13 protein-coding genes and 1 riboswitch are annotated in these 12,922 nt (G+C 34.7%); of the genes, 3 read left to right on the top strand and 10 right to left on the bottom strand.

Annotated features, from left to right (window positions below; translation table 11 throughout):
* From ABEB31_RS16240 to ABEB31_RS16230, 3 genes are read right to left on the bottom strand one after another with little or no spacing between them, the layout of a single operon-like run.
* A complete protein-coding gene (locus ABEB31_RS16240; protein ID WP_347052703.1) occupies positions 1-576 on the bottom strand; it encodes a DUF4252 domain-containing protein in 576 nt (191 codons plus the stop codon).
* Positions 577-592: 16 nt separating this feature from the next.
* On the bottom strand, positions 593-1,069 hold the full coding sequence (locus ABEB31_RS16235; RefSeq protein ID WP_347052702.1) for a hypothetical protein: 477 nt from the start codon (positions 1,067-1,069) through the stop codon (positions 593-595).
* Entirely contained in the window at positions 1,056-1,565 is a 510-nt protein-coding gene (locus ABEB31_RS16230; RefSeq protein ID WP_347052701.1) for an RNA polymerase sigma factor, read from the bottom strand. Before ABEB31_RS16230 ends, ABEB31_RS16235 begins: the two co-directional genes overlap by 14 nt.
* Before the next feature lie 168 nt (positions 1,566-1,733).
* Here ABEB31_RS16230 and ABEB31_RS16225 point away from each other — a divergent pair, with 168 nt between their 5' ends.
* Positions 1,734-3,182, top strand: coding sequence for a S41 family peptidase (locus tag ABEB31_RS16225; RefSeq protein ID WP_347052700.1), 1,449 nt, complete (start codon positions 1,734-1,736; stop codon positions 3,180-3,182).
* Between the two features lie 80 nt (positions 3,183-3,262).
* On the opposite strand, the gene ABEB31_RS16220 is transcribed toward ABEB31_RS16225, so the two are convergent.
* The 7 genes from ABEB31_RS16220 to ABEB31_RS16190 form a co-directional block, all read right to left on the bottom strand.
* Complete coding sequence (locus ABEB31_RS16220) at positions 3,263-4,297, bottom strand: YncE family protein (protein ID WP_347052699.1); 1,035 nt, start codon at positions 4,295-4,297, stop codon at positions 3,263-3,265.
* A 3-nt stretch (positions 4,298-4,300) separates the two neighbouring features.
* A complete protein-coding gene (locus ABEB31_RS16215) occupies positions 4,301-6,154 on the bottom strand; it encodes a TonB-dependent receptor plug domain-containing protein (RefSeq protein WP_347052698.1) in 1,854 nt (617 codons plus the stop codon).
* Positions 6,155-6,181: 27 nt separating this feature from the next.
* Positions 6,182-6,381, bottom strand: a riboswitch (cobalamin riboswitch).
* 65 nt (positions 6,382-6,446) lie between these two features.
* Positions 6,447-6,980: an alpha-ribazole phosphatase gene (gene cobC / locus ABEB31_RS16210; RefSeq protein WP_347052696.1), complete on the bottom strand. Its 534-nt coding sequence runs from the start codon at positions 6,978-6,980 to the stop codon at positions 6,447-6,449.
* Entirely contained in the window at positions 6,965-7,750 is a 786-nt protein-coding gene (locus ABEB31_RS16205) for an adenosylcobinamide-GDP ribazoletransferase (protein ID WP_347052695.1), read from the bottom strand. Before ABEB31_RS16205 ends, cobC begins: the two co-directional genes overlap by 16 nt.
* 171 nt (positions 7,751-7,921) lie before the next feature.
* Positions 7,922-9,598 (bottom strand): nicotinate-nucleotide--dimethylbenzimidazole phosphoribosyltransferase, encoded by a 1,677-nt coding sequence (gene cobT / locus ABEB31_RS16200; RefSeq protein ID WP_347052694.1) that lies wholly within the window; start codon positions 9,596-9,598, stop codon positions 7,922-7,924.
* A 104-nt stretch (positions 9,599-9,702) separates the two neighbouring features.
* Positions 9,703-10,212, bottom strand: a complete 510-nt coding sequence (gene cobU, locus ABEB31_RS16195) for a bifunctional adenosylcobinamide kinase/adenosylcobinamide-phosphate guanylyltransferase (protein ID WP_347052693.1) — start codon at positions 10,210-10,212, stop codon at positions 9,703-9,705.
* Between the two features lie 73 nt (positions 10,213-10,285).
* A complete protein-coding gene (locus ABEB31_RS16190; RefSeq protein ID WP_347052692.1) occupies positions 10,286-10,633 on the bottom strand; it encodes a C1orf53 family protein in 348 nt (115 codons plus the stop codon).
* 109 nt (positions 10,634-10,742) lie between these two features.
* On the opposite strand from ABEB31_RS16190, the gene ABEB31_RS16185 reads away from it, so the two are divergent.
* Together ABEB31_RS16185 and ABEB31_RS16180 are read left to right on the top strand one after the other, a co-directional pair.
* On the top strand, positions 10,743-11,885 hold the full coding sequence (locus ABEB31_RS16185) for an ABC transporter substrate-binding protein (RefSeq protein WP_347052690.1): 1,143 nt from the start codon (positions 10,743-10,745) through the stop codon (positions 11,883-11,885).
* 1 nt (position 11,886) lies between these two features.
* Positions 11,887-12,915, top strand: coding sequence for a FecCD family ABC transporter permease (locus ABEB31_RS16180; protein ID WP_430408233.1), 1,029 nt, complete (start codon positions 11,887-11,889; stop codon positions 12,913-12,915).
* Positions 12,916-12,922 lie beyond the last annotated feature (7 nt).

Here is a 12,922-nt window from a genome sequence, read left to right as displayed (position 1 = left end):
TTATTTTTTGCCTTTAGAAGCTTTCTTTAAGTCTGAACCTCCGGGAAGCTGCATTTTATCTGTTAATACTGAAATTTCGTTGATGTCAAAATTACCGGTTAAAGATAATAAAACAGTTTCATCATTTTTAGCTCCGTCAACATACATTAATAGTTCTCTTATCTGAGTATCTACTGCACCTGACTTTACCATTATTTTGACGTTTTTTCCTCCGTCGTTTATACGCATTAATTCTTCAAGACCTGCAGTTTTTACATATTTGTCTGCAGTAGCTTTCATATCGGCCTCAATCTTTGGATTTTTGGTAGTAAACACTTTTAAATAGTCTAATTTTTTAATTAACTTAATGTATTGTTGTGTTTCTTTATCAGAAGCATCTACTTTCACCTTGCTCATTAAATCGAACATTTTTTTGTTTACAATTACCGATGTTACATCATCCTGACCATCAAATTTGTCAAAAGCACTTTGGGCATAAAAAGTGGTGCTAACCAAAGCGAATGCTAATGTTATAATAAAATTTTTACTCATGCTTAGTTTATTGTTTTTTCTGTATTCTTGAATCTTTGATTTCATGATATTTTTTGTTTAATTACTGTTTAAAAATTTTGTTTTTTGATTGTTCATATTCTTTAATGTACTGTACACTTTCAATACCTACATTAACATTATTGGATAATAAAGCCAAAGCCTTTTGAGTTGCTTTTAAAGCTTCTTCGGGATTTTCGTAAGTTCCCAATTCGGTCTGTGGTGCTTCTGCAATTGTACTGTTTTGCTCGCTCACATACAAATAGGTTCCTCCAATTCCCAGCAAAACAACAACTGATGCCGCAATCGATAACCACGCTACATTACGTTTCTTATTCCGCGATTTCGGAATTAATGGCATTTCATACGTCGATTTTTGTTCTTTTGCCTGAGAGAAATAACCAAACATAGGTTTGTATTGTTCCAAATGCTGCGCAACATCCGGAGAAGAAAAGTATTCTTTTAATTGATTTTCTTCAGCAATAGTTGTTTCTCCCTGAAAGTATTTTTCTAATATAGATTCTATTTTAGTTAGTTCCATAACGGTGTGTATTTGTCATTGATTCTCTAATTTTTTTTCTCGCTCTCGAAAGTGCAACGCGAATTGCAGTTTCATTCATATTCACAATTTTGGCTATTTCGTCAAATTCATATTGTTCAACGTCCCGAAGCTGAATTAATAACTGCATTTGTTCCGGCAGCTCGTTTATAATTTTTTCAACCCATTCTAAAGTGTTTTCATCTTCCAGTTTTTTATCCAGCTGTGGCTGCCTGTCGGTAAAATTATTATGGACAATCTGGAGGTTACCGGCTCTTTTCGATTTTAACTGGTCCAGACAATAATTCTTTGTCATTGTCATGGCCAGTGCTTCAACACTATTGTAATTTTCCAGACTTTCTTTCTTATTCCATAATTTTACTATTACCTCCTGAGTGGCGTCTTCGGCCTCCTCTGTGCTGGTAAGCAATCTTTTTGCCAGACGAAAAACTTTGTCTTTAAAAGGATTAATTAATTCTATAAATACAACTTGGTTCATTTATACGATGGTTTGTCGTTAGCTTATATAGTCAAGACGAGGTACAATTCTATTTGTTACAACAAAAAGTAAAATATTTTTTTATGTAAAAAAATACTGATTTTATGATAAAGCTAAAACTAAAGATATTACTTTTACGTTTATTCAGAATATAGAAATCTACACGATATGAAAACAATTTTAAAGAGTGCCCTTTTTCTTTTCTTATTCGCTTTTTCTTTGCAATCCTGCGAAGATAATGACGATGTTGCTGCTCCGGCAGATTTGCAGGTAAATAATTTTATCTGGCGCGGATTAAATGAAGTTTATTTATGGCAGGCAGATGTGCCTAATCTGGCGGACAACCGTTTTGCTACTGAAAATGATTTAAATCAATTTTTGAGAGGATATTCGAAACCGGAAGATTTATTTGAAGATTTATTGAATAAACCGGAAAGCAAATATCCAAATGGCGATGCAATTGATCGTTTTAGCTGGATTGTAGATGATTATACAGTTTTAGAACAGGAGCTTAGCGGGATAACAAAAAACAATGGTGTAGATTTCAGACTGAGCAGAATTGCTTCAGGGTCAGATGATGTGGTAGGTTATGTGAGATACATTATACCCAATTCTGATGCTTCGACTAAAGCAATCAAACGTGGAGATTTTTTTACCAGTGTAAACGGAACCAAACTTACGGTCTCTAATTATGAAAAATTATTACTAACTCCGGATAGTTATACTTTGAATTTATCTGATTATAATGGAAGTGCCTTCGTTTTAAACGGAAAATCGGTTGCTCTGACGAAAACTGTTTTAGAAGAAAATCCGATCTTTATTAATAAAGTGATTACCTCAGGAAGTCATAAAATTGGGTATTTAATGTACAATGGTTTCTATAATGAGTATGATGATAAACTAAATCAGGCTTTTGGCGAATTGAAAGCACAAGGTGTAACAGATTTTGTTTTGGATCTTCGTTACAACGGAGGAGGAGCAATTTCATCTGCTGCTAAACTTGCCAGTATGATTACAGGACAATTTGATACGCAGATCTTCTCTAAAATGACATTTAACAGCAAACAAATGCAAGGTTTAAGCACTGCAGACTTAGAAGATTTAAACGTAAGATTTGTTAAGAATCTAAACAGTTTAAATATGAGCACCGTTTATATCCTGACAACTGCAAGTACAGCTTCTGCGAGCGAATTAATCATTAACGGCTTAAAACCTTATATTAATGTAGTTCAGATTGGAGAAACCACTACCGGTAAAAATGTTGGGTCGTTTACCGTATATGATTCCCCATCTCTAACCTCTAAAAGCGGTATTAATCCGAATCATAAATATGCAATGCAGCCTTTGGTTTTAAAAATTACCAATTCTCAAAATTTTGGAGATTATACCCAGGGTTTACAGCCAACCTATCAGCAATATGAGCAGGTTACTTCTTATGGAGTTTTAGGAGATCCGTCTGAGCCGTATCTTAATCTTGCAATTTCTAAAATTACAGGTACTACTGCTAAAAGAGTCTTTAACGAGTCTGAACCAAACCGACCTTACTTAACAGATTCTAAAATCATAAACGGTTTAAAACACGGAATGTATCTTAAATCAGGATTAAAAGTATTTTAATATTTAGAATACAAAAAAAGGCTTTCAGAAATGAAAGCCTTTTTTATAAAAAAAAACAAAAACTAATTCTAAAAAGGTAATTAATCGTTGAAGTAGAAACCGTTTGATCCTGCTCCTGTCGCTAGTTCTTTTTGTAAAACTCCTGATAAGTTGTAGATAAATGCCTTACTGTCTCCGTCAAATTTTGCGTCGGCAATGTAAAAACGGTTATTGTTTACTGCAAAGCCATAGATGTAACTAGCAGGTGATGTAACAATTGCAGTAGTTGAGGCAGTAGTAGCATTAATTCCCATAGCATAAACAGAACTTCCTGCTGTATAATATATCTTATCGCCTTCAACATCCATAAAACCAGTTCCCGCTAAACTTGCAGGAAATGCTATTTTGGAAATTGATTTGTCTGATATTTTTACTTTTACTAATTCGCCACTTCCGGTAAAAGGGGCTCTTAAGATAAATAAAGAACCATTTTCTTCTTCAATACAATCTGCGCTATACCCAATTTCTAAACTTTCTACAGCTTTGGTAGCAATATTTACAATCAATAATTTATTGCTGCTGTTAGGTTCAGTGATGTACAATTTACCATTATCTAAAACCAATCGGTTTGCTGTCGCATTTAATTCGATTTTTGATTCTACTTTATTTGTTGCTAAATCAATTACAGCCACAAAATCATCAGTATCTCCTGTTGCAGGATTAATATAAGAATAGGTATTGGCATTGGTTACATATGCTTTTCCATCTTTTACAACGCCATATCGTGGAGTTATAAGACCAGAATCAATTTTAGCAATTAATTTGAAAGTGTAACGGTTTACCACATTAATTACATTCGATCCACCTGAAATTATATAGGCTTTATCTCCGTCAAAAAAGATATTTTGTAAAAATCCTCCAACCAGATCACTTCCGTTTTCAGCTTTGTAAGCGTCTTTCGTAAATAAACTGAAATCATTACTCGAAAAGGAAACACTTCCTACGCTGGAACTTCCTTCATTCAAAATAAAAAAACCATTATCATAAGCACCTTTAGGAGTATCGTCGTCATCGTTCGAACAAGAAACGAATAATGAAATGCTTAACGCCATTAAAAGTAATTTACTAAACTTCATATATTAAAATTTTAAGATTAAATACACATTGAAATTGCGACCGGGCATCGGTCTGTTTTCTAAACTTTCGTAATCTTTGTTTAAAAGATTTAAAACCTGAAAACCTACTTTAAAAGAATTTAAAAGTTTGAGATCGTAATCAATTCCGATATTTGAAATAAAATAATCATTTACGATTTCATTCGGATTGTTATTTGCGCTTGTATACACAAAACCATTGTAAAGCATTTGATAATAGGCGCTAAACTTATTTCTTGCATAGGAAATTCCTCCCGTTGCTTTATGAAAAGGGACAAAAAAGATCTGGTTTTTTGTCTTTTCATCTTGAGAAACGGTGTATGCATAAGTTGCATTTACAGCAAAAATATTTTTGCCATAAGCCTTTTTCCAGTTTAATAAAGCTTCAGTTCCGTAACTGTTTACTTTATCCTGATTTAAAGGCGACCAGATTCCATTTGCGCCGGGAACCCATTGCAGCATATCTTTTATTTTTATATAATAGAAATTCTGCGTCCAGCTGAAATTTTTAAAAGTGAAAACATTTCCAATTTCTGCCTGATGTGAACTTTCAGGCTTCAGATCCGGATTCCCTCCGGTATCCCAATACAAATCATTATAAGTTGGAATTCTAAAATTTCGGGAAAGATTTAATTTAATAGTATACCAATCTTCAATTTTATAAGAAGAACCAAAATTGAATAAAAGCGGTGATTTGTAATTATTGGTAAATTCTTTTCTAAAGCCTAATTCGTTTTTCCAGCTGCTTCCAATGTCCTGCCTCACCAATAAAGATGCCGAACTTATCTCTCTGACGTGATCTCCAAAACTGGTTCCGTAACCATTGGTACGGTTGTAATCAACAATTCCGTTAAGGTAGGTAGATTCAAACAAATGATAATCCAGATCTAATTTTGTAATTAAACTTTCTGTTTTTCCGTAAGTGTAATTATTAGTGCTGTTATCTGCAAAATACTGATAGTTTTCGAAAATGTAAGCTGTTTTAAAATTCGTTGCCAGTTTCCCGAAGCTTCCATCATATTCTAATAAATTTCGGTTAAAACCATTTACATACTTGCTTTTGGTTTCTGTTTCTGTAATAAGCGAAGTATTGCGATCTGTATTGGAAGTCTGACTGTATAACTTTAAAATATGATCTTCATTGAATTTATAACCCATATTTGCACTGAGTGTCACAATATCATATTGTCCGTTCTGGTTCCGGCGTTGTTCGCCCCGCCAGGTATAACGATTTAAATATTTATAATCGTTTGTAGAACTGTTTTTTGAAAATCCAATTTGGGCGCTCCATTTCTTGTTGGAAATCGTGCTTTTATAATTGATGCCAATTGTATTGAAACTGCCGTAATCCAGTCGTACATTATTTTCAAAGCGGTTGTAAAACAGCATGTCGTTATTTAAATGAACAGTTCCTCCAATGGCGCCGCTTCCATAAATAACACTTCCGCCGCCGGCTTTTACACTAACAGAATTGTAATCGGAACCTGCGATTGTATTAAAATCCGTACTTCCGTTCATTTGTGAATTGATGTTTATTCCGTTCCAGATGACTGCTGTCTGAGAAGATGAAGTACCTCTAAAGGAAACTGTAGAAAGCATTCCGCGTCCGTATTCTTTAAAATATAAAGTAGAATTGAAATTTAGTAAATCGGTTAATAGTGATTCATTTTTATTAATAATAGAATCGTTGAGCTTTATAACAGATTGAGAAGCAGAATATTTTTTTAAATTTTTGTCTGAAATGAGAACTTCTTTCAGTGTAGTAACAGAATCGTTTTGCGCCGAAATAATCTGGCACAGCAAAAGCATACAAAAAGCAAAAAGTTTTTTTAAAGTCATAATTTCTAAACTCTTTTTCCCGAGAGTTCGATATTTGTTATAAAAGGCAGGTCTCCTGGCTTGCGTTTTGTTGTAGACCTTCCCATCACAATTAGTGACAGTGGTTTTGCAGTTACAACAAACATTCTTTTAGAACTTAGCTTACAGTTGCGGGTACAGCTCAAGATATTACTTGATTCCCTTTTAATGCGTTTACTAAAAACGCAACCTTAATTTCGTGCAAAGATAAAGTTAAAATTATTGATTATTCAAATTGTTTTTGCTTTTAATGTAAAAATGTAAACAAATCCCTTTAAAAGTCAATTTTTATAACTTGTCCAAATTCGACTTTATTAGTAAAAGCCTCCTTTAATGGCAGTGAAGTCTGATGGCATAAAATACTTCTGATAACTCCGGCATGAGTAACAATAATGATGGGCTGATTTGTTTTTGAAAATTTTTCTGAAATAAAACTTCCAACTCTTTCGTGCAGTTCTACAAAAGATTCACCGTTAGCAACCTGAATATTTACAAAATCTTTCATCCACGGATTGAGTTCCTGAGGCGGAATATCGTTCCAGTTTTTTAATTCCCAATTTCCAAAATTCATTTCTTTCAGACGCTCGTCTTCCTGATAGGAAATGGCATCTATGTTTTCCTGAATATGTTTTGCCAACACAACACAACGCTTTAACGGACTCGAGAAAATAACTGCTTCTTTTGGCAATTCGGAAATAATTCTGTTAAAAATCTCCTCGGCAGGTTCCAGAATATTAACGTCAGATTGGCCGTAACAAATTCCTTTTTTGCAAATCGTTTCGGTATGACGAACTAGATAAATTTCCATATAAATAAAAAACTAAGATAGAAAATAACCTCGCAGACTTGCTGTGTTGCACCCAAACAATCTCCGGTGTAACCACCAATCCATTTTTGAAAATATCGTGCTAAAAAATATCTCATTATAAAAACCGGAATTACCGCCAAAATAATTTTATAATCGAAATAAGAAAATATTATTATCGGAACCAATCCAAAGAAGAAGGATCCAAAGACTTCTTTCCAGGAATGTTGCTTCGCTATCGGTTTGCTTTTACTAGAGGCATCTTCACGAGAATATTCGTGAGTAAAAATAATGCTTATGGCAGCCAGTCGGCTCAAAGAATGCGCTGTGATGAATAAAAGGAAAACAGAAAAAAGGTTATCATTAAATAGTGAAATGGATTCTGAAAGCAGTTTAAATTTTAGTAAAAAAAGTAAAATCAATCCGATCGCGCCGTAAGCACCAATTGCACTGTCTTTCATAATCAGTAAGATTTTTTCTTTGGTCCAGCCTCCGCCAAAACCGTCGCAAACATCTGCAAAACCGTCTTCATGAAAAGCCCCGGTTGTTATAACAGAAATAACAATTGCAAAAATTACGGCAATTTCTGTAGAAAGGAATTGAGAGAAAATATAAAAAGCTAAGAAAGAAATGCTTCCCACAATCCAGCCTATAAATGGAAAATAACGAGTGGCTTTATTTAAGTAATCGGGATCATGTGTAATGTTTTTTGGACAGGGAATTCTGGTGTAGAACATTAAGCATGTAAAGAATATATCGAGTTCTTTTTTCATTTTAAATTGGGGTTCATTAAGTATGTCTTTTCGACGAAAGGGGAAATCACACGCGAAATTCGATAAAGATTCGCAGGCAGGACTTCTAGTGTGATTTCTCCTTTCGTCGAAATGACAAAAATGCGAAATATTTTCAATAAAACTGATATTGGAAAAAACCACGGCTGAAAATTACTTCCTGCTAATTCCAGCACTTTCAAAACTCGCCATTTCATTTAAAAATGCTTCAGCCGATTTCAGAATTGGAAAAGCAATGGCACAGCCTGTACCTTCGCCCAAGCGTAAATCTAAATTTAAGACCGGTTTTGCATCGAGAAAATCCAGTAATATTAAATGTGCTTTTTCAGCAGAGCAATGGCAAAAAACTGCATTTTGCTTAATGTTCGGATTAATTTTAGAAGCAATTAAAAAAGCTACCGTGCAAATAAAGCCATCTACTAAAATTAACATTTTATTTTCGAAAGCCGCTAACATTCCGCCGGCCATTTGAAGAATTTCAAAACCTCCAAAATAAGAGAGTTGCGATAGTATTTCGGCCTGACCGGAATAATTTTCGATTGCTTTTTTGAGAATATTTTGTTTTTGAATTAGTTTTTCATCAGAGACTCCGGTTCCTTTTCCTACGCAATCTTCAATAGTAAAGCCAGTCAAAATACTCATTAGAACAGAAGCTGTAGAGGTATTGCCAATTCCCATTTCGCCAAAACCAATGCAGTTTGAGCCTGATTTTGCAATATTTTCTACTATAGATTGTCCTTTTTCAAAACACAATCTGACTTCAGATTCGCTCATCGCAGGAACATGAAGAAAAGATTGCGTTCCTTTTGCCATTTTCGCATTGATCAATTTTGCATTTGTTGGAAAATCGTAATTAACACCTGCATCTACAATTGATAATTCGATATTATTTTGATTGCAAAAAGCATTGATTGCAGCTCCGCCTTCCAGAAAATTAGTGACCATTTGTCTCGTAACATCTTGAGGATAATCACTTACGCCATGATTGGCAATTCCGTGATCTGCTGCAAAAACAACAATATTTGGTTTTATAATTTTTGGATTTAAGGTTTCAAAAACCGTTGCGATCTGAAATGCCAATTTTTCTAATGTGCCTAACGAACCGACAGGTTTTGTTTTAGAATCTATTTTTTCTTTAAGAAGCGTAGCAAAATCAGAATTTGATTTCGTTTCTGTTTCGAATTGTTTTAAATCAGGAATATTTATTTTTTTCAGGTCTTTGATTTCAGTACAAACCGGAGCTTCAGATTTTTGTTTCCAATTCAGTTGCTGCAACATGGGCTGGTTATTGTAATTGGTAGCCGGTTTTCCGATACAGAAATAGCCTAAAGGTTCAATATTTTCGGGTAAATCCAGAATTTTTTTAAACTGATAATAATTAAGAATTGAAACCCAGCCCATTCCGTAACCTTGTTCTGTCAGTGAAAGCCAGATATTTTGTGCAGCGCAAACCGAGCTAAACTTTACCGCTTCATTACTTCCGATGGTTCCAATTGTAAACTGATTCAGAACCGAACGATCGTACGCGATAATAAGTCCGATTGGTGCTTCTTCAATTGCTTCTAATTTCAGGGATTTGTACAGTTCCTTTTGTTCGGGATTATCAGTCAGTTCTTCGGCTTTTTTATTATAATCTAAAAATAGATTTTTAATAGAAGATTTAACTTCCTCAGACTTAATAATAAAATACCTTGTAGCATCGGTAAGGCCGACAGAAGGCGCCCAATGCCCGGCCTGTAAAGCTTTTTGAATCACTTCTTCAGGAACTTCGTCGGTCGTAAAATGTCGGGTATCGCGTCGGGATTTTAATATATCGTCTAAATGGCTCATTTCTTAATTCCAATGTATTTAATTCCAAATTCAAAATCCGAAAATGGAAACATTCTAGTAAAGATAAAGTATACCTTCGGAATTTGAAATTTTTCAATTGATATTTATCCCTTTATTTTGACCGGAATTCCAGAAACCATCAAAACAACTTCATGTGCATTTTCTGCCAGGAATTGATTCATCCAGCCTTGAAGTTCGACAAACTTTCTTCCGATATGAGTTTCGGCATGAACGCCCATTCCAATTTCGTTTGTTACGATAATTATATTGGCGTTCTCATGATTGGCAATTGCGAGAAATTCTTTTTTAGCTTCTTCTAAACTTAAGTTTACATCATTTTTATGATCTACAAAAAAGTTGGTAAGCCAAAGTGTTACGCAGTCTACAAGGGCAGTTTTTCCAGAGAAATCAATCTTGCTTAAATACTTTTCTTCTTCAATATTAGTCCATCGTTCGTCTCTTTCCTTTTGATGGCGATCAATTCGGTTTTCAAAATCGGTATCCCATTTTCGGGCTGTTGCGACATACATAGGAGCATCAGAAAGTTCTAAAGCCAATTTCTGAGCGTAGCTGCTTTTTCCGGAACGCTCGCCGCCGGTAATTAAGTAAAACATTTGAGTAGTGATAGGTTAAGAATTGTTAATATGAATTTGTGGCAAGTTATTAATTTATTGCAATAATTAACAATTAATAAGGGCAATGACGGCAATCATTCCCGCAGCAATTTCCTCTTTTTAAATGAAACCACGATTTAAAAACATATTTTCCGTCTTCGATATAATAATCAATACCTTCAATCAGATTATCTGTTTTTGGCAGGGAAATAGCTTTGTTGCTAAGCGCTTTTTCGGGAGTAAGAGTCTCCACGTACGCGTCGATTTTGTCTTCGCAGGCTTCTTTAAAACAAATCGGACAAAGACAATCTCCGCCTTCGGAAAGATTGAAGATTGGCGGATAATCGTTGCACCAGCATTTTTTTTCTGCTGATATATCTCCACAGCTGAATTCAGATTCACAGCCTGAGCAAATTTTCATTTTTGTGGTATTCATGGAGTAAAGATACGATTGTTTGAATTTGTAGGAATAAAGTTAAACAAAAAAAATATAAAAAACTTTACCTTTGTTTCGATTGAAAACCTAAAACATGAGACATTTATTCCCTAAATTTATTTTAATAGCTTCTTTTTTTCTAGTTTTTGGATGTAAGAAGAACGAGAAAACAGAGACCTTAATAGTTCAAAATGCAAAAAATAGTATTGAATTTGCAAGTGGACTTTCTATTGTGAAATATGAGGATTATTCTGTAGTAACGGTCTCCAACCCATGGCCAAACGCAAAAGGTGTATTTAAATATGTGCTGAAAGAAAAAGAGGCAAAAGTACCTGATAGTCTTCAGGATTATACTTCAATTCAGGTTCCGTTAGAATCCATAGTGGTAACCTCAACCACCAATATTCCTTTTTTAGAGATGTTGGAAGTAGAAAATAAGTTAGTTGGATTTCCAAATACAGATTATATTTCGTCTGAAAAAACCAGAGCATTAATAGACAAAGGATCGGTTAAAAATGTTGGGCAAAATGAAAAACTAAATATGGAGCAGCTAATCGAATTGTCTCCCGATCTGATTGTTACGTTTGGAGTTGATAACAATAATCCAATGCTGGATAATCTGAAAAAAAGCGGCTTAAATGTTTTGGTTCAAGGTGACTGGATGGAGCAATCTCCACTGGGAAAAGCAGAATGGATTAAATTATATGGTGCACTTTTTGGAAAAGAGGATAAAGCAAAAGAACTTTTTGATAAAATTGTAGATAGTTACAATAAAGCAAAAAAATTGGTGGCAGATAAACCGGCGACTTCAAAAGTGTTGTACGGATCCATGTATGAAGATGTGTGGTATGTGGCGAAAGGAAACAGCTGGGTGGCGCAATTTATGAAAGATGCGCAGGCGAATTATTTATGGGCAGACCTGAAAGGAACAGGAAGTGAAGGTCTGTCTTTTGAAAAAGTTTTGGATAAGGCTAAAACAGCAGATATCTGGATTGCATCCGGATCATTTAAAAGTCTGGACGAATTGCAAAAAGCAAATCCGCATTATGCAGAATTTGACGCTTTTAAAAATAGAAATATCTATAGTTTTGAAAAAACTTTGGGTGCAGCCGGCGGTACAGTTTATTATGAACTTGCACCAAGCCGTCCTGATCTGGTTTTAAAAGATTACATCAAAATTTTTCACCCGGATTTACTGTCAGCTTACGAATTTACTTTTGCATCAAAACTGGATTAAATTGGCGAATAAAAAACGAAATACCATTTTATTTGTGGTTTTAGCTTTGGGGCTTTTGCTGATGTTTTTTGCAAGCATAAGTTTAGGATCGGTTAACATTCCGCTAAAAGATGTTTTGGCAAGTTTAACCGGTGGTCAGGCTACCAAATCGACCTGGGAATATATTATTCTTAATTATCGTCTTCCAAAAGCTATTACAGCAGTTTTGGTAGGAACCGGACTTTCAGTCAGCGGACTTTTGATGCAGACTTTATTTCGTAATCCGCTTGCGGGTCCGTATGTTTTAGGTCTAAGTTCGGGGGCAAGTCTTGGTGTTGCTTTTGTGATTCTGGGTGCCGGGTTATTGCCTTCGTTTCTGAGTGTAATTGCCTTATCATCTTACGGAATTGTAATTGCTTCTACATGTGGAAGTACATTAGTTTTACTATTAGTACTTTTAGTTTCTCAAAGATTGCGGGATACGATGGCAATTTTAATTGTGGGTTTAATGTTCGGAAGTTTTACAACTGCAATTGTAAGTGTTTTGACTTATTTTAGTACAGCAGAGCAACTTCAAAAATTTACATTTTGGTCTATGGGAAGTCTGGGAAATCTCTCCTGGTCGACAATAGGAATTTTAACTGTATGTGTGATAGTAGGGTTACTGCTAAGCGCCAAAAGTATTAAACCTTTAAATGCATTGCTTCTGGGCGAAAATTATGCAAAAAGTATGGGACTAAATTTTAAAAAGGCACGGCTAATAATCATATTGGCAACCAGTATATTATCTGGCGCCATAACCGCTTTTGCGGGACCGATCGCCTTTATTGGACTGGCTGTCCCGCATATTGCAAAGCTTACTTTTCAAACCAGTAACCATACTGTTTTGTTTTGGAGTACATTGTTTTTCGGAGCAATAATTATGTTGTTTTGTGATATTGTTTCTCAAATGCCGGGGTTTGATGTTACGCTTCCAATAAATGCAATTACATCTATCATTGGAGCACCGGTGGTTATTTGGTTATTGGTTAGAAAAAGAAATTTTCAATAATTTATTT

This window comes from Flavobacterium olei (assembly GCF_039749035.1).
GTDB classification, from domain to species: Bacteria; Bacteroidota; Bacteroidia; order Flavobacteriales; family Flavobacteriaceae; genus Flavobacterium; species Flavobacterium olei.
This window is presented reverse-complemented; position numbering and strand designations above follow the sequence as displayed.